Origin of the sequence: Rhizobium halophilum, assembly GCF_021648825.1 — a bacterium.
Classification (GTDB): Bacteria; Pseudomonadota; Alphaproteobacteria; order Rhizobiales; family Rhizobiaceae; genus Neorhizobium; species Neorhizobium halophilum.
In genome coordinates, this window is the sequence record NZ_JAKJHS010000004.1 from 75,807 (window position 1) to 98,355 (window position 22,549).

Sequence of the window (22,549 nt, forward strand, 5' to 3'; positions counted from 1 at the left end):
AAGGCCGCCGGACTGACAGGTCCGGCGGCCTTTTTGCGTTTGACGTTCGGTTCAGCTGAGATCGGCCATGCGCCAGTAGAGATCCTCTGCGTGATCCGGAGCTTCAGCGTTGAGTTCCTGCACCGCCTCGTCCGGGCTTTCATCATCCGCGGCGCTTTCGCCTTCTTCGCCCTCACGCTCATCCTGGGCATCCTGCTGCGAGGATCGGCCTCCACCATCTTCGTCGATAGCCGTCACACGCTCCACGTCGCGTTCCTCTTCCGGCGGCGGTGGCGGTACCTGCGGGTAAGCGACAAAGGCCTGCGCAAATCCCTCACGCGCCATCATTGGCGCAGCCAGCACGAAGGCTGTCGGATCGGGCGTGGCGTATGCAAGCAGCGGGCTTGCCGCAGCCTTTGCCGCCCCGCCCGGGGCTGGAAGTGGTGTTTCATCCACCTCCGGCGTGCCTGCCATGACAGCCTTGGCCGGCCGGTTGCTCGCCTCGGCGATTTCCGGCCGCAGAATTTGGGATGCCGCGTCCTGTCCCGGTTTTGGCGCCGCGAGGTCGGCCAAAACCTGAGTGCTGGTCTCGCGGGCTGACGTGGCAGCCTCCGCGGGCAGAGGACTGGGTGCGCCGGCGGTGTGGTAAAGAACCTCCTGCAGGAACTTGTTCTTCGTGTCTCCCACCGCTCGTTGAGCCAGGCGCGCCAGTGCCGGTCCATCATAGATGACGGGCGACCCTGCACCGGGAGCAGGTGCAGAGGTGGGTTCGCTTGCCGTAACTCGTCCGGGGACAGGACCTTTCTGCAGGGGGAGGGGATCGCTTGTACCGGCGGACCCCGCGCCACGGTTTGAGGTTGCGGTACTCGTCGCAGGGTATAGGCTGGTGCGGTTGGTACCAGCACCCTCAGTCTGCTTCACCAAGGAGGCACTACGGACGCCGATCTCCGCTTCGGCTTGGGTCCGAAGACCGTCGCCGCTCCTAGCCTCCATCCTGCCGGCCGTCGCTCCGGCGCCGGTGAATTTTGATGACGAGGGGAGGGAAGCTGTTGCTGGTGCTCCTGAACTGGCTGCCCTGGCAGGGGCTCCCGCCGGGCCGGTGCTGGCGACCTCGTCGACGTGCAAAGCGGGAACGGGAGCCGCTTGCCTTGATGGCACGTCTGTTGCGACCACCGAGGCACGGATCGCAGCAGACGCAGAGGCGATGTCTGCGCCGCCATTCGAGCGGTAGGAACTGACCACTGCGCGGGCGACCGGGTCGCGCTCCGTCAGTTGCTCCGCCTCCAGATAGGCACTCACACGTGCCGCCTCAGGGCCGAGAAGGTTGCTGAGGACCTCGGTCAGCGTGCGAAGCGTCATGCCGCGAGCAAGCTGTGCCAGGGTCTGTTCGAGCATCGTCCGCTGCGACGCGCTGAGCGACTTAACGGCTTCCGCCAGACGGTGCGCGTAGTCAGTGAGGCTTTCGCCCTCGCGCCGGCTGATTTTCAGATAGCTTCCGACGGTCTCGGCAAATACGGAGAGACCCTGCGCGATGTTCAACTGGCTGAACAAGGATAGCACGTCGATTCGCCCGCCGTTCAGAAGATTGGCGGGCATGGGCATGGCCGCGGTCGGTTGTCCGGAGGCGGCACTGACCGGAGAGCGCTGGATGGGGCGGCCGGCAGTCTGGTAGTCAACCGAGGCGCTCAAAGCAGCACTGATGGGCGGCAGCATGACCTGCTCCATGTCATCGCGTTGGCAAGACAGATCGGCTACAGCGGTCCGCGCTTCGCAGCGTTCGGCGCTGCGGCCGCGACGCCTCATGGCGTCACAAATGCCGACTGACTGTTAGAATTGCAGCGGACTCGTTAACAATCTGCTAACGGGCGGGCGCTGCCAGTTCCGGCCACGGCGGCGGAAAACAGCGAAAGTTGCGCTGATAGGCACAAACCCCACTTCGGCGCGAGGTGCTAAGCAGCCAGCTTCTTCTTCAAGAGCTCGTAGAGACCCATGTCATCTACCGATATGGGCAAAACATCTGGGCCGGTTTGGCTCGACACGTCTTCGGCAAGTTCTTCCATGGCTTCCGCATTGACTTCGTTCGGCTCTTCCAGACCCCCCAAGGCGACACCGTTTTCTGGTGAGGCGGCGCTTTCCGCAGGCGGGGGATTATCGGCATGCTCAGAAGACTTGGCCTGTTCGACGGTTGCCCCAAGAAGCAGAACCATATCTGTCTCCGTGGCATCGGCAACCTCACCATCTGGCGCTCGGGGTGTTGCCGCGCGATCGTTGCGAAGCTCCACCGCGTCCTGCATCTCCTGGATATCCTCGAGCTTCTCCGAAGCCTCGAGAGCCTGAATATCCTCCTGCCGCTCCGCACGCGTTTGCGCGTCCTCAACCCGCGTCGGGTCATATCCCTGCGGCCCGAGCTTCAGTTCCTCAAGCGTCTTCGGATCGGCCACGTCCTCCAGACGTTGCAGAACGCGTTGGACGTCGAATGTGGCCTTGCCGCCATTGGCGACCTTGGTCATCCCTTCCATGAGGCGCGCATTGTCGTCGCCATAGGGGTTCTTGATCGCCGCAATAACGGTCGCGAGCGTTACCCCGGCGTCGGCTAGCCCCAGATCCTTTTGAAGCTTCGCAATCTGATCGGAATCGAGCTCCTTCACCGCGTCTTCGATCGCCTTGCCGAGCGCGTAGCTTGATCTCTCTTCTTCAAGATCGATCCCGAGCCTTGCCGCCAACCGTTCGGTCAGCTTCATCTTCAGCTCGTTCGGGTCGATGTTGTTGATGCCGAACAGCGCTTCGGCAATCTTGCCCTGGGCACGCCGGGATTCGGTACTGGCGCTGATACGCGCCTCGACGACCGGATCCTTCTTGCTGCCGGACGCCTTCTCCTCGTCCTGCCTGCGTCGCTCTTCCAAGCTGTCGAGGGTCGACTGCATGAGAGTGGTCGCTGCGAGCCCGGAGGCTGCCTGTGTCGGTGATAGCATGGCTTGCGCCCCAGACGTTTGGCGCCAGCCTAGATGCACAGGGTAAACCGTGGGTTAACCGAGAATGGTGCGAGTTCGCACTCGTGGTCAGCTATGCGCAAATATGTCCGTCTCTTCCCAGCCAAGCAGGTCGAGCTTTGCGCGGGTCGGAAGAAACTGGAAGCAGGCATTGGCAAGTTCGGTACGACCGTCGCGGTTGAGACGCAGCGTCAGCTTGTCGACGAGGGCGTGCAGATGCAAGACATCGGAGGCAGCATATTCGAGCTGCGCCGGCGACAGCTTCTCAGCGGCCCAATCCGACTGCTGCTGAGCCTTCGACACATCCACGTCGAGCAGCTCCTTGAGGTTGTCCTTCAGTCCGTGACGATCGGTATAGGTTCTGGTGAGGCGAGACGCGATCTTGGTGCAGAAGACGGGGGTGGTGGTAACGCCGAAGGTATGAAACAGGACAGCTATATCGAAGCGGCCATAATGGAAGATCTTGCGACGTGATGGATCCGCCAGCAGTGCAACCAGATTGGGTGCTTCTTTCTGCCCGGCAGCAATGCGGATCACGTCCGCCGTACCATCGCCCGGCGACAGCTGTACCACGCAAAGCCGGTCGCGTCGCGGAACGAGCCCCAGCGTTTCCGTATCGATTGCGATATCACCAGTGTAGCGTTCGGCGTCGGCGTCGGAGATGTCACCTTCGTGGTAGCGAATACTGGTCATGATCGGCCTCTCTGTTCGTAGCGGAGGCAATGGCACATCGGCAGGGCTGCGGCAAGCACCGGGTGCCGGTGCGCTACCAGCGGGAGGACATAGAGGAAGCTGTGCACGTGATGCATTGCTGCGTTGCAACAAAGCTCTTGGCAAGGCATCCCCGCCCTCCTATATGTTTGGACATCGAAGCGACGCACTCCTCCTCCCAGCGTCGCCAGATACGGATCGGCAACCTCCTCCTCCTCCCAATTGCCGATCAAGTTTAAAGCCCGACGCACCTCCTCCCGCGTCGGGCTTTTTCCTTTTCGGAACCTGGGTATCGGCCGTCATGCCACGACGGATCAGAGTACGCGCAGTCGGTCAATCTCCTTCATCACCTTGTCGTCGATCTCAAGACCTTTCTCCAAGGCAAGCTTTCGACTCGTTTGCCCGCGCCGCCCCGGAAGTCTTACGCCTTCTTCGTGGGTCATCACGTCCGCAAGCTCGGCGACCCGTTGAGCCGCGTTGCCGGATCCCGGAGAGATCGCGATGATCACCTGACCGACACCCGGAGGAGAACCTTTCGCGTCGAAGAAGGAGGAGGCTTCATAGGAAAAGTTCGCACCGGTCAGTCCTGCAGCCAATACTTCCACCATGAGCGCGAGGGCCGCTCCCTTGGCGCCGCCTGAAGGGGAGAGAACTCCCGTCAGGGCGGCTGTCGGATCGGTGGTGGTGTTTCCCTCGGAGTCGAGAGCCCACCCCTCCGGTATCGCTTCTCCCCGCTGCTGGGCCGCGACGATCTTGCCGGCCGCGACTGTCGAAAGGGCGAGATCTATGACCAGCGGATCGCCGCCGGCCATGGGAGCGGCGAAGGCGATCGGATTGGTGCCGAAAATGCGTTTGCGTCCGCCCCACGCCGCCATGGAGGCGGGAGCATTGGCGACCATGAGCGCCATGAGGCCCGTGTCAGCCAGACGCTCGACCGCCAGTCCGGCAACGCCGGCGTGGTGGGAGCGCTTGACGAGAGCAACGGCGATGCCGTGTGTGCTGGCCATCTGCGGCAACGCAGAAACAGCCATGTCGATAGCAGGATAGGCAAAGCCGTGAGCCGCATCGACCTCGGCGACCGCCGGTCGCGGCATCGCCAGGACCGGCACTGCCCGTCCCTTCACCTTCCCGGTGCGCAACTGGCCTACATAGGGAGCGACGGCGCAATCCGTGTCCGTACTGGCCTGCGGCTTCTGCCTGGACAAGGGCGTGAGCGACCGAGGCAGCCGCGAGGGCGCAAGCACCGTTCGCCTCGAATACCTCGCGCACCAGCGCTTCGAGGTCGTGGAGAGGTCTAAGCATCGACAGGGGTCCAGTAGGATGTGAGCGTTACTAGTTACCACCCCGCTGGCGGTCCACCCCCAAGCTCATTCGCACCTTAGTCCCTGATTCAGGTAGTTTGGAACTCCGTCGGGTGGCGCAGGGATTGGCGAGGCACGACGTACGGCTGCTACAATATAGCTATCGATCGCAGAACTGCCCGATGAGCGTGATAAGGAGACATTGGTGATATTACCGTTGCCGTCGAAGCTGAAGCGTACCGCCGCAGTCCCCTTGTCGTTTCCGGGGCATCGACGGGCGTTGCGCGCGATCTTCGCCTGAACCCTCGACTTCCACTTTGCAGGCGATACAGAGGATCTCGAAGAGCCGGCGTTGGTATGGCTGGCAGCCGTCCGTTCCGATTGCTTTGCCTGAACCTTGGCCTGCTGCGAAGCCTTTGCAGCCTGTGGCTGCTTTCGAACCTGCTGAGGCGGCTGCTTCTTCGGTTCCCGCGGCGGGGGCGGACGCGACACAGGAAGCGGCACCTCCACATTCTCAAGGGCAGCGATCATCTGCTGCTCCAGTGGGTCAGTCTCTTCTGATGGCTGGGGCTCTGGCTGAGCCTCCGGAATCGTCTCCGTTGTCTCAGGCGCAGGCTTCTCGACCGGCTCTGGTTCTGGCTCTGGTAGCGGTTCGGGCTCGACCACCTCCTCTGGTGGAGGTGGTTCCACGGGTTCTGGCATCGGCTCCGGCGGCGGGTCCTCGACAGGCTCGGTCTGATTGCTCTCAACCTGTTCGGAGTCGACCTCCTCGATCGAGACCTGGTCCTCCTCGGTGTTGACAGCCTCGGGTTCGGCCGCGAGTTCGATCATGATGGCGGCCGGTGGACCGTTGTCGGCTGGTGGAACCTGCTCCTGCCGTAGCAGCATAGCTGCCGCCGCGAGATGCACCGTGATGACCACCATGCCGGCGGCCGACCAAAGCGCCAGCTCACCAATCCGGCCGGCGCGGCTGGATGGCATAACCGATCTCATGGATCGGCCTCGTTAGCGGACATCGCTGCCCCAGGCCCTTCCCCTTGCGCAGGCGGAGCAGCACTTGGTGAGCTCTCAAGTCCCACCAAAGCGATCTTCAAGTAGCCGGCGTCGCGCAGCAGGTTCATGACCTCCATGAATCGCCCGTATTCAATCGCCTTGTCCGCGCGCAGAAAAATGCGCGTGTCCTTGTTGCCGTCGGTCACGCGTTCCAAAACCGCGGCCAACTGCTCACGCTGAACGGGATCATTGCCGAGGTTAAGGCTGAGGTCTTCCTTAACCGTCAGGTATAGCGGCTCGTCGGGACGCTGCGCCGGCTGCGCGGATGAGGCGGGCAGGTCGACATTGACGTCAACCGTCGCGAGCGGCGCCGCCACCATAAAGATAATCAGCAGCACCAGCATCACGTCAATAAACGGCGTGACGTTGATTTCGTGGTTCTCCGAAAGTTCGCCACCGGGGTTTTCGCGGATGCCGCCAGCCATCGATCATTCTCCCGCTACAAGCGATACGGGCGCCTTCCGGCCGCCAGGCGGCACCTTGCGGAAATCGAGGTCTCTGCTGACGAGGCGCTCCACGCCAGCAGCCGCATCGGCAAGCAGCTGCCGGTAGCCGGTGATTGAGCGGGCGAAGACGTTGTAGATCACCACGGCGGGAATGGCGGCGACGAGGCCGATGGCCGTCGCAAGCAGGGCCTCGGCAATACCGGGCGCGACGACGGCAAGATTGGTCGTCTGAGCTTCCGAAATGCCGATAAAGGCGTTCATGATGCCCCAGACGGTGCCGAACAGGCCGACAAACGGAGCAGTCGAGCCGATCGTCGCAAGAGCGCCGGTACCGCGTGACATCCGACGACCCGCAGCTGATTCGATCCGTCCAAGGGCGGAGGAAACGCGCTCCTTCACACCGGCATTGTCGGCATGGTCAAGGGCAGCTTCCGAAAGGCGCACTTCCTCGGCAGCCGAACGCAACATTAGGGCAGCAGGTCCTCCGCGTTGTCCGGTTTCCCCCACGGCTTCCGCAAGTGTCGCCGAGTTGCGGATGATCTTCAGGGTACGGCCTGCACGGGCCCGAGCACCAGCCAGCTCCAGCGTCTTGGCGAGCCAAACCGTCCAGGTGACCAGTGAAGCAAAGGCGAGGCCGAGCATTACGCCCTTGACCACCCAGTCGGCGGCCATGAACATACCCCAAGGCGACAGGTCGTGGGGGATGTCTGCTCGCTCGCCGGCGGGCAGGAGATTCTGCAGCATGGCCGGAACGTCAGCGGCGGGTTCATCGACAGCCGGGGAACTATCCGTGGACGGCGCTGTGGACGGGGCTGCGTCTTCCGCGCGTATAGTGCCTTCAGGTGCAACTGAGTTCAAGGGAGGAGAAGCAGCCGGCGGTGCGGTATCCGTCGCAGGTGTTTCGGTGTCAGGAGCGGTCCCAGCGGGCGTCGCCGCCTGCGGCGCAGCGCCGGGCGCCGGCGGTACGGTCGGTGCAACGGTCTCGGCGGGAGGAGCGCTCTGCTGTGCCGGCAGTGGCTCCTGCGCCTGCACCATGTTTGGTATCGCCGTAAGCAGGCCGATCAATATGGCTGCTAAACCGAGATGGGCGCAGGTGCGCGAGTAATGGATGCTGGCAGCGGTGGACGGCATGGTTGAGGCACTCCGTATGCTGGAGCTTGCGCCCGCGCCTGCGGTTCAAGCTTCCACGACAGCCGGCAGCGCGCCGGCCTCTCACGAGCCCCTCGATAATAAACATGACTGGAAATGGCAACAATAAATCTTGAACCTGCAGACCAGATTTCTCTGTCTGTCACGGCGTCGATGCTAGCGCGCGAGCCAGCCTCCGTCGACTGGCAGGACGATGCCATGGACATAGTCGGATGCAGCCGAGGCCAGGAAGACTGCGGCGCCGCCCAATTCCTCCGGACGCCCCCAATGGCCTGCCGGGATGCGGCCGAGGATGGAGGAATTCCGGTCCGGATCGTTACGCAGCGCCTCCGTGTTATTGGTTTCGAAATAGCCGGGGGCGATGGCGTTGACGTTGATGCCCTTGCCGGCCCATTCGCAGGCGAGCAGGCGGGTGAGGCCGGCAAGTCCGCTTTTGGAAGCGGTATAGGACGGAATGCGGATTCCGCCCTGAAACGAGAGCAGCGAGGCAATGTTGATGATCTTGCCTGGCTGACTTTTTCCCAGGAGCTGGCGGGCAAAGGCTTGCGACAGGAAGAAGACGGTCTTCAAGTTGACGTCCATCACCGCGTCCCAATCGGCCTCGGTAAAGTCGACGGCATCAGCGCGACGAATGATCCCGGCATTGTTGACGAGAATATCCGCACGGCCCGCCCAGGCCACTGTCTGATCGATCACGCCCTGCACCGGCGCGACCGTGGAAAGATCGGCCTGGATGGTAAGGCACTTGCCGCGGCCTTGGGCCGAAATCGCGGTTTCGGTTTCCTCCATCGATGAACGCCCCACGAGAGCAACATCGGCGCCAGCGCCGGCAAGCGCGACGGCGATGGCCTGCCCGAGGCCGGTATTGGCACCGGTCACAATCGCAGTCTTTCCGCTAAGGTCAAAGGAAATGGTCACGTCTCGCTCCTCCACGTGTGACAAGAAAAAGCCGCCGGAAATCTCTTCCCAGCGGCTTCCATTGGTTCGCCCGTCGCTTAGAGCGTGCGGGTAATGTGCTCCACGCGGAAGCACTCGATGACGTCGCCGGCCCGGATGTCTTCGTAGTTCTCGAAGGCCATGCCGCATTCCTGGCCCACCGGCACTTCGGCAACTTCGTCCTTGAAGCGCTTGAGCGTCTTGAGCTTGCCTTCGTGGATAACGACGTTGTCGCGTAGCAGGCGCACGCCCGCACCACGCTCCACCTTGCCCTCCGTGACGCGGCAGCCCGCAACCTTGCCGGTCTTGGTGATGTTGAACACCTCAAGAATCTCGGCGTTGCCGAGAAAGGTCTCGCGACGTTCCGGCGAAAGGAGGCCCGACATCGCTGCCTTCACGTCATCCACCAGATCATAGATGATGTTGTAGTAGCGGATCTCGATACCAGCCCGTTCGGCCGCCGTGCGTGCCTGTGCATTGGCACGAACGTTGAAGCCGATGATCGCCGCCTCAGACGATTCCGCCAGGGAGATGTCCGACTCGGTGATCGCGCCGGCACCGGAATGAACGACGCGGGCCCGAACCTCGTCGGTTCCAAGCTTGTCCAGAGCACCGATGATCGCTTCCACGGAACCCTGCACATCGCCCTTGATGAGCAGCGGGAATTCCTTATAGCCGGTGTTCTGCAGCTTGCTCATCATCTGCTCGAGAGAGCCGCGCTGGCCAGATTGGCGAGCCGCCGCCTTGTCGCGGGCAAGCCGCTGGCGGTATTCGGAAATTTCGCGTGCGCGGCTTTCGCTTTCGACCACCGCAAAGCGATCGCCGGCGGCCGGAGTGCTGGAAAGGCCGAGGACCTCGACCGGCATTGCCGGGCCGGCTTCCTTGACATGCTCACCCTTGTCGGTGACGAGCGCGCGGACGCGGCCCCACTGATCGCCGGCGACAATGATCTGGCCCGGCTTCAGCGTACCCTTTTGCACGAGAACAGTTGCAACCGCACCGCGGCCGCGATCGAGCTGAGCTTCGATCACCGTGCCTTCGGCGGTCCGGGTCGGGTCGGCCTTGAGGTCGAGAATTTCGGCCTGGAGCAGGACGGCCTCGAGCAGCTTGTCGAGATTGGTCTTGTTCTTGGCGGACACTTCCACGTCGAGCACTTCGCCGCCCAGCGATTCCACGAAGACTTCGTGCTGCAGAAGCTGCTGGCGGACCTTGTCCGGATTGGCTTCGTGCTTGTCGATCTTGTTGATTGCTACAATGATCGGGACCCCAGCCGCCTTGGCGTGGTTGATGGACTCGATCGTCTGCGGCATCACGCTGTCATCGGCCGCGACCACCAGGATCGCGATATCCGTTGCCTGCGCGCCACGAGCACGCATGGCCGTGAAGGCAGCGTGGCCGGGGGTGTCGATGAAGGTGATCTTCTGGCCGTTCTGTTCGACCTGATAGGCACCGATATGCTGGGTGATGCCACCGGCTTCACCGGACACGACGTTGGCCTGACGGATGGCATCGAGCAGCGAGGTCTTGCCGTGGTCGACGTGACCCATGATGGTGACGACCGGGGGACGTGGGACCAGTTCCTCTGCGCTGTCCTGCACGTCGAAGATGCCTTCCTCGACGTCAGACTCCGACACCCGCTTGACCGTGTGCCCGAATTCGACGGCGATGAGTTCCGCAAGGTCGGCATCAATGACGTCGCCGGGCTTCATCATCTGACCTTCCTTCATCAGGAACTTGATGACGTCGACCGCGCGTTCTGACATGCGCTGCGACAGTTCCTGAATGGTGATGGTCTCCGGCAGGATGACTTCGCGCATGACCTTTTCACGCGGTTCCTGCATCTGGCTGCGGCGGAACTTCTCCTGCCGGCGGCGCATGGCAGCCATCGAGCGGCCACGCGCGTTGCCGCCATCCTCGTCAGTGCTGACGGTGGTGACGGTTAGCTTGCCGCGGCGGCGTTCATCTTCGGTTTTGGGACGCGCAGGCGCCTTGGCCGGCGCCGGGGCTGCCACTCGGCCTCGCGCCGGGGCTCCGCGTGGCGGACCGCGGTCATCGTCCTCCTCGCTGTTGGTCTTGCGTCCACGACCGATGACCGGCTGTGCCGGTGCGGCAGGCTGTGTTCGCGAAACGCCGGGACGCGCATCAGCAGCACGTTCTGGCGCAGGCGTCGCAGCCGGCGCTTGCGCTTCCTCGACGGGCACTTCAACGGGTGCAGGCTCCGCAGCACGGCGGGCAGCCTCTTCGGCTTCCTCTGCCTTGCGGCGTTCGTCCTCCACCTTGCGGCGCGCCTCATCTTCGGCACGCTGTTTGGCTTCGACGACTTCACGGGCCTGTGCTTCGAGCAATGCGCGGCGGCGGGCATCCATCTCGCTGGCCGACAGGTCGTGCAGCACGGCGCCGCGCGGCCGCTCTGGCTGCCGCTGTTGTGGAGCTGGCGCTGCAGGACGATGTGCTTGCGTCGGTTGATGAACGCGGGTGGTCGGGGCGCTCGGCTGTTGCGGCCGTGGGGCAGGGGCGGCAGGCTCAGCGGCACGCGGCGCCGGAGCCGCAAATGCAGGCTTGTCGTCTTCAGGGCGGATAGGGCGGCGCTTGCGGGTCTCGACCACGACCGCCTTGGTGCGGCCACGGCCCATATCCTGGCGCACAGTGCCCTGGCTCACTCCCGAAGGCTTCAGGGTGAGGGTCTTCTTAACCCCAAGTGTCTTGTCGTCGTTGTTGTCGGTCATTCCGTTCCTGTTCCTTCAAACGAGGACAGATGGCGACATCAGACCTCGTCTATCAATGCATGTCTCTCGGTACGGCGGCCGGCTTGTGCCGGTGGCCGCGTCATGGATTTCGCGGACGCGCATCGCCCGCTGCTCCAGACTGACCGACGCCGCGGTACTTTTCGAGCATGGTTGCGCGCTTCACTACACCTTCACCCGCCTGTCCGGCAAGCGCCGCGGCATGAATAAAGGCATTCTGGCCTAACAGTTCGTCCATTTCCACGCTCGTGAAGAACGAAAAGGACGGGATGTTCTCCTCGGCGTTCGTGCCGAGCGTCCAGGCTTTTCGAGCCTGATCGATCTTGCGGACGCCATCGCTTGCTGCATCGGCCGCGTGGAATACGGCCTGGGCAGCGCCGGAGCGAACGGCAGCATCCACCTTCATTGCACCGGTGATGAATTGCCCAGCCTTGCGGGCCATGTTCATCATTCCCACGAGATCAACCACCAGCAGCCGGTCCACGAGCTCTCCAAGCTCGGCGTCTGCCGTGACCTCCCGCCTCAGCGCGCGAGCAAAAAGCTTTCTCTGCACGGCGCGATCTACCAGAGCCCGGTCCATCTTGACCCAGCAGCCGCGGCCTGGAAGCTGTCGCTTCAGGTCCGGCACGACGCGCCCGTCGGGTCCGGCAACGAAGCGGATCAGCCCTTCTGGCGCCTCCGCTTCGCGTGTCACGATGCAGGTACGGTCGTTCACAGGGAGCTCCCCGTCATCGTCCGGCTCCTGCTCCGGCAGGTCGGCTGTCATTCTTCGACGACGGCTTCCGCCTCCTCGTCCTGATCAACCTGCTGTTCGGCAGCGAGATCTTCCTCTGTGATCCACCCGGCCATGAGGCGAGCCTGAACGATGATGTTCTCCGCTTCCGCGCGCGATACATCAAACTTCGATAAGAGGCCCTCGAACTTCTTCGTTTCGCCATCCTTGCGTTCACTCCAGCCGACAAGATCGTCAGCGGCGCAACCGGCAAAATCTTCCACCGTCTTGATGCCGTCTTCGCCAAGCGCCACCAGCATCTGGCCATTCAGGCCATCGATCTGGCGCAGCTCGTCCTGTACGCCGAGCTCCTTGCGCTTGGCGTCCATCTCTTCCTCGATCTTCTCAAGATACTCGCGTGCACGAGTTTGAATTTCCTGCGCCGTATCCTCGTCGAATCCTTCGATGGATGAGATTTCATCAAGCTCAACGTAGGCGAGTTCCTCGACCGCGGCGAAGCCCTCGGACGCAAGAACCTGTCCAACCATCTCGTCGACATCGAGCGCTTCCATGAAGAGGTTGGTGCGCTCGTTGAATTCCTTCTGACGTCGGCCCGACTCCTCCTGCTCCGTCAGGATGTCAATGTCCCAGCCTGTCAGTTGCGACGCCAGGCGAACATTCTGTCCCCGCCGGCCGATGGCCAGCGACAGCTGCTCGTCCGGAACAACAACTTCGATACGCTCGGCATCCTCGTCGAGGACAACCTTCGCCACTTCCGCAGGCTGCAGCGCATTGACGATGAAGGACGCCGGGTCATTGGACCACGGGATGATGTCAATCTTCTCGCCCTGCAACTCGCCCACGACCGCCTGAACGCGGGAGCCGCGCATACCGACGCATGCGCCCACCGGGTCGATCGAGGAGTCGTTTGAAATGACAGCGATCTTTGCACGGGAACCCGGGTCACGGGCAACAGAACGGATCTCGATGATGCCATCGTAGATTTCCGGTACCTCCATGGTGAACAACTTCACCATGAACTGCGGGTGGGTACGCGACAGGAAGATCTGCGGTCCGCGCTGTTCGCGGCGGACATCATAGACATAGGCCCGCACGCGGTCGCCATAGCGCATGGCTTCGCGCGGGATCATCTCGTCGCGGCGGATGATGCCTTCGCCGCGGCCAAGGTCGACGATCACGTTGCCATATTCCACGCGCTTGACGGTGCCGTTGACGATTTCGCCCACGCGGTCCTTGAACTCGTCGAACTGGCGATCGCGTTCCGCTTCGCGAACCTTCTGAACGATGACCTGCTTCGCCGACTGTGCGGCGATACGGCCGAAGTCCATCGGCGGCAGAGGATCGGCGATGAAGTCGCCAATCTTGGCATCGGGATTACGATCGCGAGCAAGTTCGAGCGGGATCTGTGTCCCGTAATCCTCGGCCTGTTCGACCACCTCGAGAAGACGCTGAAGCCGAATCTCGCCGGTCTTTGAGTTGATGTCGGCGCGAACATTCGTTTCCGAGCCGTAACGGGAGCGGGCGGCTTTCTGGATGGCGTCAGCCATCGCAGCCAGCACGATCTCACGGTCGATGACCTTCTCACGTGCCACTGCGTCTGCAATTTGCAGAAGCTCAAGCCGATTTGCACTCACTGCCATGGTCGTTCGTCTCCGTCAGTCGAAAGGTTTCCGGCCGTTATGCCGGTATTCGTAGCTATTCGTCTTCGCCGTTTTCGGCGTTTTGATTGGCGGCCTGGGTTTTAGCCAGCTTGTCGGCGCGCAAGGCGTCACGGATCAAATCGTCCGTCAGGATCAGTTTGGCTTCAGCGAGCGCCGAGAACGGGATCGTTACACTTGGTGCCTCGCCATAGGCTACCTGGTCGCGCTCGATCGTGAAGCTCTCGTCATTCGTCTCGACGATCTTGCCGCGGAACCGCTTGCGGTTGTCGATCATGATCGAGGTCTCGCACTTCAAAAGATGCCCCTGCCAACGCACAAAATCTGACTTGCGCACCATCGGCCGATCGATGCCCGGGGAGGATACCTCAAGATGATACGCCTTATCGATCGGATCTTCCACATCGAGAACAGGTGAAATAGCCGTGGAGATCGCTTCACAGCCTTCGACATCCATGCTCCCGTCGGTGCGCTCGGCCATGATCTGCAACGTCAGCCCGTTCTGGTTCATCAGCCGCACGCGCACGAGACGGAAATCCATGGACGCGATCACAGGCTCGATGATCTCGGCAACCCGAAGATCAAGGCCTGTCTCAACAATGATGCGCTGCTCGTGTTCGATCTGCGACATAGGTCTTTCCAAAGTTGGCCTCAGTAAGGCCTGCCTGTGTCGATCGCCTAACAAAAAAGAGCGGGTCCCGGTCAGGCCCCACTCTTCATCAAACGATCAAGAATATGAGGTGCATATACGCGCTCAGCCCGCCGATTGCAAGAGTCGGGTGAAGGGGGTCGTGCACTGGCCTCTGCAGACAGACGCTCTATAATCTTGCGATCATCCGCAGCCGAGTGGGAATTCGCGTGGCAGATCCGCAATCGACGTTCGCGCCACTACGCCACCAGACCTACCGCAACATGTGGCTGGCGAGCATGGCCTCCAACCTCGGTGGCCTCATCCAGGCTGTGGGCGCGGCCTGGATGATGACGTCGTTGACGAGCTCTGAGAACTTGATTGCGCTGGTACAGGCGTCGACGGCCCTGCCGATCATGATGTTTTCAGTCATTTCCGGGGCGCTGGCAGACAGCTTCGACAGGCGCAAGGTCATGCTGACCGCCCAGTTCCTGATGCTCACCGCGTCGCTTCTGCTTGCCATCTTTGCGTGGTTGGATTGGCTGACGCCCTGGATGCTGCTGGCTTTTACGTTCGTGATAGGGTCAGGAACCGCCCTCCACAATCCATCCTGGCAAGCCTCGGTCGGAGACGTCATACCAAGAACGGATCTTCCTGCCGCGGTTTCCTTGAATAGCGCCGGCTTTAACATCACCCGCAGCCTCGGGCCGGCCATCGGCGGCGTCATCGTGGCAGCGGCGGGGGCAGCTGCGGCCTTCGCAATAAATGCGGTCAGTTATTTTGCCTTGATCTTCGTGCTCTTCCGGTGGAGGCCGAACCTGCCGAAGAACCCGCTTCCGCGCGAGAGGCTGGGTGGCGCCATTTCTTCAGGCCTGCGCTACGTCGCCATGTCACCTAACCTCGAGAAGGTCATCCTTCGCGCCTTCATCTTTGGCGTTTCCGCGGGATCAGTTTTAGCGCTTCTTCCGATCGTGGTCCGCGACATCCTTCAAGGCGGGCCGCTCACCTATGGCATCATGTTCGGTGCGTTCGGGGTGGGAGGTATCGTCGGAGCTTTCCTCAATGCCCGCATCCGCGAGTGGCTGAAGAGTGAGCAGATCGTTCGCGTCACCTTCGTCGGCTTTGCGCTGAGCGCGGCGATCATCGGCCTCAGCACGAACACCGTGACGACCTTCCTGGCCCTGGTGCTGGCCGGCATTTGCTGGGTGGTGACGCTCTCGCTGCTCAACACGGTGGTGCAGCTCTCGACCCCGCGCTGGGTGGTCGGTCGTGCACTCTCGCTCTACCAGACGGCTGCCTTCGGGGGCATTGCCGCGGGGAGCTGGCTCTGGGGCTCTTGGGCGGAGGCAGCAACGCCCTCTAGCGCCCTGGTCGCTGCGAGCCTGCTGGTGCTGGGCGGAGCCGCGGTGGGTCTGCGTCTGCCCATGCCGGACTTCCAGTCCCTTAACCTCGACCCCCTGAACCGCTTCGTCGAGCCGGCACTCGGGCTCGAAATCCAGCCACGCAGCGGTCCAATCGTCATCCAGATCGATTACGAGATCGGCGACGAGGATCTGGAGGAGTTCCTGTCACTGATGTCGGAGCGGCGCCGCATCCGTATCCGCGACGGTGCCCGCAACTGGGGCCTGATGCGCGATTTGCAGAACCCGGAGATCTGGACGGAAACCTACCACGTTCCGACATGGGTCGAGTACGTCCGCCACAACCAGCGCCGCACGCAGGCGGATGCGGAGACGACGGACAGGATTCTGGCGCTGCACCGGGGCGACCAGGTCCGTGTCCACCGCATGATCGAGCGGCAGACGATTCCGGCGATGCGCGACGATGTCTTCCACCAGCCGCACATCGATCCTCATTGAGGAATTACTTCAATCTTGCCTTGAGAGAATGCTCGGGATAGCAGGTCGGCTGCAGCCCGTTCTTCGCCTGCCAGTCGCCAAGTGAGCGGCGGGTCTTATAGCCGGCGAGCCCATCCACCTTGCCGACGTCATAGCCCTTGGCGACCAGCGTCTTCTGCATCGCGAGCACATCGGAGCGCAGCATCTTTCCGACATTGCCCCAATTCGCCTGAAACGCGCCGCTGCCATAGGCGATGCGATCCGCGAGGTTGCCGATGAAGAGCGCATAGAGGTCGGAGTTGTTGTATTCCTTGATCACGTAGAAGTTCGGCGTAACGATGAATTCTGGCCCATGCCGCCCGGCCGGAACCAGCATCATGCCTGACGCCTGTAGTTCCTCAGCGGGAAACGGGCGACCGGAGATGCGCTGGATGCCGAGATTGGCCCAGGATGAGATGGGCCTGGCAAGATCCGGACCTTCCTGTGCGCAGGTGACAGAGGTTGGGATGCTCACCTCGTAGCCCCAGTCGCGGCCGCGTTGCCAGCCTTCCTGGGCAAGATAATTGGCAATGGAAGCCAGCGAATCCGGCACGGAATTCCAGATGTCGCGGCGCCCGTCGCCGTCGAAATCAACGGCGTACTTCAGGTAGCTGGAGGGCATGAACTGCGGCTGGCCAAGCGCACCGGCCCATGAGCCCATCATCCGCGAGGCGGAGATATCGCCGCCCTCGATCATGTGGAGTGCTGCAATCAGCTCGGAACGGAACATGTCCCTCCGCGTCGACATGAAGGCCTTGGTGGCAAGCACCTCGATGGCGGAATGTGGCAGCTTTGCGCGACCGAAGCCGGATTCACGGCCCCAGATCGCGACGATGATCCGGCCCGGAACGCCATAAGTCGCTTCGATCCTCCTCAGCGTGTCCGCATATTGATCGGCAAGGCTGCGCCCGGTGGCGGCAAGCCCCTGCAGACGCTTTTCCGAGAAATAGGCGCCGGGGGATGAGAACTCCGCCTGGCTTTGATCCTGCTGCTTCGGCGGCGCGCTGCCCGGAGGCACGAGGTCCGGAAGATCCCAGTTCAGCGACAGGCCCTGGAAAGCGTTTCGCAGGGTCTGCTCCGAGATCCCGTTTCGTTGCGCCTCGGGCGTGAGATCGCCAGAAATCCACTGCTGGAACTGCCTTTCAACTTCCGCCTTGGACGCTGCCATTGCCGGAAGCGGAAGCAACATCAGGAGGAGCGCGAGGGTTCGGGTCACAATCCTCATAAGGCCTCCTCAGATCGCTGTTCGGGCACGAAGGGCAGCCGTCAGCGTCCCTTCGTCGAGATAATCCAATTCGCCGCCAACCGGCACGCCGTGCGCCAGTCGCGTGATCTTGACGTCCAGTCCGGCGAGCTGGTCGGTAATGTAATGTGCGGTCGTCTGGCCCTCGACGGTGGCGTTCACGGCAATGATGATCTCGCGGATGCCGCCCTCGTTCACACGATCGATCAGGGCGCGGATATTGAGGTCGTCCGGCCCAACGCCGTCCAGCGGCGAGAGTGTGCCGCCGAGAACATGGTAGGCGGTATTCATTGCACCCGCCCGCTCCAGCGCCCAGAGGTCGGATACGTCTTCCACCACGATGATGACCGACTGGTCGCGGCGATCATCTCTGCAGACGGTACAGGGGTCGACGGTATCGACATTGCCGCAACGGGAGCAGACCTTGACCTTGTCATAGGCCTCGCCCATTGCAGCGCCCAGCGGCCCGAGCAGCTGCTCCTTCTTCTTGATCAGGTGCAGGGCAGCGCGCCGAGCGGAGCGGGGGCCGAGGCCCGGCACCTTGGCCAGCAGCTGGATGAGTTTCTCGATTTCGGGACCGGTAACGCGTTTTGCCATCGGGCGCTTTTAACTGATATCTCGCGGGAACGGAATCGTCAGAAGGGTCGCATCGAATGAAACTTGCCGCCATCTGTCTCGGCCGGGCCGAAGTCCTCGCTGGCAAGAGCTACAAGACAGGTATCAAAAAGAGCGCACGGCACGCGCCGGTGATGGTGGATGCCGCGGGACTGGTCGGCGATGCCGTATGCAACCGCAAGCATCATGGCGGTCCGGATCAGGCGATCCTGCTGGAAGGATCGGTAACTCTGGACTGGTGGATGCGGGAGCTTGGGCGGCCTCTGTCGCCCGGCAGCTTTGGCGAAAATCTTGTGCTAGAGGGGCTGGACAATCGTGACGTCGCTGTGGGCGATCGGTTTGTGCTCAAAGACGTCGTGCTGGAGGCAACGGCGCCTCGCATCCCCTGCGCCACCTTTGCGGCGCACATGTGCGACCCACGCTTCGTCAAGCGCTATACAGCCGCCGGCCGTCCTGGCATCTATTGCCGCGTGATTGCCGGCGGCATGATCGCGGCAGGCGAGGCTGTCAACAGTGAGCTCCATGCCGGTGACCGCGTCGGCATTGCGGAGCTGTTTGGAGCCTATGGACGACGGCTCCCCGAGGAGCAGAAGCAACGGTTTCTGGCGGCACCTCTCGCCGCGCGGCTGCGCGCCAAGATCCTTGCATCCTAGGTCTAGAACGGAAGCTTCATGCCGGGCGGGATCGGCAGGCCGGCCGTCAGATCCTGAGTCATCTCGGCAGCCGCCGCTTCCGCCTTGCCCTTGGCATCCTGATGAGCGGCAACGATTAGATCTTCCAGGATTTCAACGTCATCTTCCTTGAAGAGTGACGGATCGATCTTGAGGCCGAGCATCTCGCCCTTGCCGCTGAGCCTTACGGTAACCAAGCCGCCGCCGGACTTGCCTTCGACTTCCAGTGCGGCGATGTCGGCCTGCACCTTCTCCATCTTGGCTTGCATTTCCTTGACCTTGCCCATCATGCCCATGATGTCGCGCATCATCTTGTCCTTCTCTTATAGTTCGATGTCGTCGCCGGGCAGGATGTCTCCCTCGGCGGATTCAGCAGCGGCAGGGGCTGGGATCTCAGCCTCGTCCGCTTCTTCTTCGGCTGCGCGAATGCGCACATCCGTAATTCGAGCTCCCGGGAACTGTGCAAGGATCGCGGCAACATCCGGATCGGCACGAGCATCGGTGAGACGCGCCTCGCGAGCGGTGTTGTCAGCTTCCACCAGCGTCGGCGCACCCTCTTCCTTACTGAGGCTGACGATCCAGTGGACGCCGGTCCATTCCTTGAGCTTGACGCCGAGCTCGCCCGGCAGCGTACCCGGTCCGCCATCCGTCATGCGAATTTCGAGCCGGCCCGGATCGATCTTCACCAGACGCACGAAGTTGCGCACCAGCGCCTTCAGCTTGGCGTCGCGGTTCTTGGCGCACAGGTCAACGATGTCCTGGACGGAATTGACTGGCACCATCGGCGCCGGCTTCTCGACCGGCTGCTCCTCGATGCGGCCGACTGGCGATTCTGTCGGCTCTGACGTGGGAACTGCCTTCAGCATGGCCGTTGGACCTGCAGGCCCACGCGAGGCCGGTGTCATGGGCGAGGCAAAGGCATTGAGTGGAGGTGGCGAGGCGACTTGTTCCGTGCCGCCGCCATTGCTCGCAGGAGCGGGGCCACGGCCATCGCCGTTGCTGAAATCGCTCAGACGCCGCGCCGCGTCTTCCGGTGCGGGAAGGTGTGCCGCATGCGTCACCCGGATCAGCACCATCTCGGTGGCGCCGGCGGGGCGGGAGGAGTTTTCTGCCTCGGGAATACCCTTCAGTAGCATCTGCCAGATCCGTGACAGCGTGCTGACCGCAATGGTGTTGGCAAACTCCTGGCCGCGCAATCGCTCGACTTCACTCAGCGAGGGATCCTGCGCCGCCTCTGAGATATACTTGAAGCGGGTGACGAGATGGGTGAAGTCCGCCAGATCTGTCAGGACGACCACCGGGTTTGCGCCGGCCTGGTACTGCGCCTCGAACTCGCTAAGGGCCGCCGTGACATCACCGCGAACCACATGCTCGAAGAGATCAACAATACGCGCTCGGTCGGCTAGCCCCAGCATGCCTCGGACCGTCTCGGCCTCGACGCGTCCGCCGCCATGCGCAATTGCCTGGTCGAGCAGTGACAGGCCGTCTCGCGCAGAACCTTCGGCGGCACGGGCGATCATCGAAAGCGCTTCCGGCTCTGCCCAGATGCCTTCCTTCTCAGCGATAGTCGAGAAGAGCCCAACGAGATCGGCAGCGCTGATGCGGCGCAGGTCGAAACGCTGGCAGCGCGACAGAACCGTGATCGGCACCTTGCGGATTTCCGTCGTCGCGAAGATGAACTTCACATGCTCCGGCGGCTCTTCCAGCGTCTTCAGGAGACCGTTGAAGGCCTGCGTCGAGAGCATGTGGACTTCGTCGATGATGTAGACCTTGTAGCGCGCCGAAACCGGACGGTAACGCACCTGCTCGATGATCTCGCGGATGTCGTCGATACCGGTATGGGATGCGGCATCCATCTCGATGACGTCCACATGGCGGCCTTCCATGATCGCCTGGCAGTGCTCGCCGGGAGTGCGAAGATCAATCGTCGGGCGGTCGATGTCGTCGGTCTTGTAGTTGAGCGCGCGGGCAAGAATGCGGGCTGTGGTCGTCTTGCCGACCCCGCGAACGCCGGTCAGCATGTAGGCTTGCGCAATGCGACCGGTCTCGAACGCATTCGTCAGCGTCCGCACCATCGGCTCCTGGCCGACCATCAGGTCGGAGAAGTCCTTCGGCCGGTACTTGCGCGCCAGCACGCGATAGCCGCTGCCGGGCGGCGGAAATGTCGTGGACGTGGGCCGGGTGTCGTTCATCGTTCCTGCCAGCCTGCGCGGGCCGTTCCAGCCTCTTGACCGGACCGGAAGCTGACCAAGATGGTAGAGGGTGGGAGGCTGGCACGGCGACCCGTGCCGGGCTCGTTAGGGCTGCTTCCTTCCGGACCTGACCCGGTTGGCGAGTGGCTCGTCCACCACCAACCTCCCGAGGGGACATATCGGCAATTACGCTCGCAAATGCAAGCGAAGCCTGTAAAAAACTGCTAGGCTTCGAAGATGAGAGAGGAACCGCACCTGATGCAATTCGCGCTGGACGAGAGGCTTGAACGGGATTCCGAACTGGTGACAGTTCTGGGGCTCTGCCAGCTTCGTCTGATGAAGGACAGCCGCTGGCCCTGGTTGATGCTCGTGCCGCAGCGCGCGGGCGTGAGCGAGATCTTTGAACTGACGCCGCTCGACCAGACGCTGCTGACCTTCGAGACCAACGCCGTCGCAGCCGCGTTGAAGACGGCGACCGGAACGCGGAAGATCAATGTCGCAGCGCTGGGGAACATCGTGCGGCAATTGCACGTGCACATTGTTGCCCGCACGGAGGACGATCCTAATTGGCCTTGCCCCATCTGGGGCTACGGGAGCGCCGAGCCGTACGACAACGACGCCAAGCAGGATTTCCTCAAGAAGCTGATCGAAGCCCTCTGAAATGACAAGATCCCTTTTCGATAGTGATGCCCCTCATCCTGAACCCAGTAGCCTCACGGCCTTTTCCGGAAACACGCTGGATCGCCAGTCCGAATATCGGGACGAGGACTGCCTCGAGCGGGCGCTCAAGGTGGAGGGAACGCATATCCTCGCGTTCACCGGGAATCGTCTGATCCTAAAGCACGACGGGCAGGTCCTTGATCCGCTCTTCGCAGCTTACGAACTACCGGAGCTCGAGCCGGATTTTGATAATGCGGTGCTGCTGGGTTATCGCGAAAACGGCGAGCCTCGCATCGCCGTACCCGTGGGCGTCGCTGCCGAGGATCTCGCGGCGACCTTCAAGCCGACTGAGCCGCGTGCTCTTTATCGGGACGGACTGCTGGACGAGGAACGTCTAGGCGAGGCGGCGCAAGGTGCAGCCCTTATCCACTGGAACGCGACCAACCGCTTCTGCGGCAAGTGCGGTGGCCGCACCGAAAGCCGGATCGGTGGATACCGCCGCGTCTGCACGGCCTGCGAGCACATGACCTTTCCCCGCACCGATCCGGTGGTGATCATGCTCACGATCGACGAAGAGCAGGATCGATGCCTGCTGGGCCGCAGCCACCATTTCCAGGAAGGAATGTACTCCTGCCTTGCCGGTTTCGTGGAGCCGGGGGAGACGATCGAGCATGCGGTGCGGCGCGAAACCTTCGAGGAGGCCGGTATTCGCACCGGACGCATCCGCTACCACGCCTCCCAGCCCTGGCCGATGCCCCATTCGCTAATGATCGGATGCTTTGCCGAGGCACAGTCCACCGAGATCAATATCGATGAGCAGGAAATCGCCGACTGCCGCTGGTTCTCCCGTGCCGAAGTGGCGCAGATCCTCAATGGTCAGCCGGGGGTTGGGCTGTTTGCTCCGCCCGTCGGTGCTATTGCCCACCGGCTCATCCGCGACTGGATCGACTGGCCGCGGTAAAT

At 62.4% G+C, this 22,549-nt stretch carries 19 protein-coding genes, 1 other RNA gene and 1 pseudogene; 4 read left to right on the top strand and 17 right to left on the bottom strand.

Features of this window, described 5'->3' with window-relative positions; all coding sequences use genetic code 11:
* Window positions 1-51 precede the first annotated feature (51 nt).
* The 12 genes and pseudogenes from LXM96_RS09815 to rimP all read right to left on the bottom strand — a co-directional run bounded on the left by LXM96_RS09815 (window position 52) and on the right by rimP (window position 14,331).
* The gene (locus tag LXM96_RS09815; RefSeq protein WP_239998299.1) at window positions 52-1,692 is read right to left on the bottom strand and encodes a hypothetical protein; all 1,641 of its coding nucleotides are present in this window, start codon (window positions 1,690-1,692) and stop codon (window positions 52-54) included.
* 236 nt (window positions 1,693-1,928) lie between these two features.
* Entirely contained in the window at window positions 1,929-2,951 is a 1,023-nt protein-coding gene (locus LXM96_RS09820) for a hypothetical protein (RefSeq protein WP_239998300.1), read from the bottom strand.
* An 87-nt stretch (window positions 2,952-3,038) separates the two neighbouring features.
* Window positions 3,039-3,665 carry a ribonuclease D gene (locus LXM96_RS09825; RefSeq protein WP_239998563.1) on the bottom strand — a complete coding sequence of 209 codons (627 nt, stop codon included), beginning with the start codon at window positions 3,663-3,665 and terminating at the stop codon, window positions 3,039-3,041.
* Window positions 3,666-3,994: 329 nt separating this feature from the next.
* Window positions 3,995-4,982: pseudogene (locus LXM96_RS09830) on the bottom strand (Ldh family oxidoreductase).
* Between the two features lie 65 nt (window positions 4,983-5,047).
* Entirely contained in the window at window positions 5,048-5,974 is a 927-nt protein-coding gene (locus LXM96_RS09835) for an energy transducer TonB family protein (protein WP_239998301.1), read from the bottom strand.
* Window positions 5,971-6,459, bottom strand: coding sequence for a TonB system transport protein ExbD (gene exbD / locus LXM96_RS09840; protein ID WP_239998302.1), 489 nt, complete (start codon window positions 6,457-6,459; stop codon window positions 5,971-5,973). Before exbD ends, LXM96_RS09835 begins: the two co-directional genes overlap by 4 nt.
* 3 nt (window positions 6,460-6,462) lie before the next feature.
* The gene (exbB, locus tag LXM96_RS09845; RefSeq protein ID WP_394801928.1) at window positions 6,463-7,611 is read right to left on the bottom strand and encodes a tonB-system energizer ExbB; all 1,149 of its coding nucleotides are present in this window, start codon (window positions 7,609-7,611) and stop codon (window positions 6,463-6,465) included.
* A 174-nt stretch (window positions 7,612-7,785) separates the two neighbouring features.
* The gene (gene kduD, locus LXM96_RS09850; protein WP_239998303.1) at window positions 7,786-8,547 is read right to left on the bottom strand and encodes a 2-dehydro-3-deoxy-D-gluconate 5-dehydrogenase KduD; all 762 of its coding nucleotides are present in this window, start codon (window positions 8,545-8,547) and stop codon (window positions 7,786-7,788) included.
* 77 nt (window positions 8,548-8,624) lie between these two features.
* On the bottom strand, window positions 8,625-11,291 hold the full coding sequence (gene infB, locus LXM96_RS09855; RefSeq protein ID WP_239998304.1) for a translation initiation factor IF-2: 2,667 nt from the start codon (window positions 11,289-11,291) through the stop codon (window positions 8,625-8,627).
* Between the two features lie 100 nt (window positions 11,292-11,391).
* A complete protein-coding gene (locus LXM96_RS09860; protein WP_239998305.1) occupies window positions 11,392-12,075 on the bottom strand; it encodes an RNA-binding protein in 684 nt (227 codons plus the stop codon).
* On the bottom strand, window positions 12,072-13,682 hold the full coding sequence (gene nusA / locus LXM96_RS09865; RefSeq protein ID WP_239998306.1) for a transcription termination factor NusA: 1,611 nt from the start codon (window positions 13,680-13,682) through the stop codon (window positions 12,072-12,074). The genes LXM96_RS09860 and nusA overlap by 4 nt, the downstream gene beginning before the upstream one ends.
* Window positions 13,683-13,737: 55 nt before the next feature.
* Window positions 13,738-14,331 carry a ribosome maturation factor RimP gene (gene rimP, locus LXM96_RS09870; protein WP_239998307.1) on the bottom strand — a complete coding sequence of 198 codons (594 nt, stop codon included), beginning with the start codon at window positions 14,329-14,331 and terminating at the stop codon, window positions 13,738-13,740.
* Window positions 14,332-14,558: 227 nt separating this feature from the next.
* Between rimP and LXM96_RS09875 the strand changes: the two genes are divergently transcribed.
* Window positions 14,559-16,187 (top strand): MFS transporter, encoded by a 1,629-nt coding sequence (locus tag LXM96_RS09875; protein WP_317208210.1) that lies wholly within the window; start codon window positions 14,559-14,561, stop codon window positions 16,185-16,187.
* A 4-nt stretch (window positions 16,188-16,191) separates the two neighbouring features.
* Here LXM96_RS09875 and LXM96_RS09880 read toward each other — a convergent pair whose 3' ends face one another.
* Both LXM96_RS09880 and recR read right to left on the bottom strand, forming a co-directional pair.
* Entirely contained in the window at window positions 16,192-17,373 is a 1,182-nt protein-coding gene (locus tag LXM96_RS09880; protein WP_394801936.1) for a lytic murein transglycosylase, read from the bottom strand.
* 66 nt (window positions 17,374-17,439) lie between these two features.
* On the bottom strand, window positions 17,440-18,045 hold the full coding sequence (gene recR / locus LXM96_RS09885) for a recombination mediator RecR (protein ID WP_239998309.1): 606 nt from the start codon (window positions 18,043-18,045) through the stop codon (window positions 17,440-17,442).
* Window positions 18,046-18,101: 56 nt separating this feature from the next.
* On the opposite strand from recR, the gene LXM96_RS09890 reads away from it, so the two are divergent.
* Window positions 18,102-18,716 (top strand): MOSC domain-containing protein, encoded by a 615-nt coding sequence (locus tag LXM96_RS09890; RefSeq protein ID WP_239998310.1) that lies wholly within the window; start codon window positions 18,102-18,104, stop codon window positions 18,714-18,716.
* 2 nt (window positions 18,717-18,718) lie between these two features.
* On the opposite strand, the gene LXM96_RS09895 is transcribed toward LXM96_RS09890, so the two are convergent.
* From LXM96_RS09895 to ffs, 3 genes are all read right to left on the bottom strand, one after another.
* Entirely contained in the window at window positions 18,719-19,042 is a 324-nt protein-coding gene (locus LXM96_RS09895; protein WP_239998566.1) for a YbaB/EbfC family nucleoid-associated protein, read from the bottom strand.
* A gap of 15 nt (window positions 19,043-19,057) precedes the next feature.
* Window positions 19,058-20,926 carry a DNA polymerase III subunit gamma/tau gene (locus LXM96_RS09900; protein ID WP_239998311.1) on the bottom strand — a complete coding sequence of 623 codons (1,869 nt, stop codon included), beginning with the start codon at window positions 20,924-20,926 and terminating at the stop codon, window positions 19,058-19,060.
* Window positions 20,927-20,996: 70 nt separating this feature from the next.
* An RNA gene (ffs, locus tag LXM96_RS09905) (signal recognition particle sRNA small type) lies at window positions 20,997-21,093 on the bottom strand.
* Between the two features lie 70 nt (window positions 21,094-21,163).
* Between ffs and LXM96_RS09910 the strand changes: the two genes are divergently transcribed.
* Window positions 21,164-21,586, top strand: coding sequence for an HIT family protein (locus LXM96_RS09910; RefSeq protein WP_239998312.1), 423 nt, complete (start codon window positions 21,164-21,166; stop codon window positions 21,584-21,586).
* 1 nt (window position 21,587) lies between these two features.
* On the top strand, window positions 21,588-22,547 hold the full coding sequence (gene nudC / locus LXM96_RS09915) for an NAD(+) diphosphatase (protein WP_239998313.1): 960 nt from the start codon (window positions 21,588-21,590) through the stop codon (window positions 22,545-22,547).
* The last annotated feature ends 2 nt before the right edge of the window (window positions 22,548-22,549 follow it).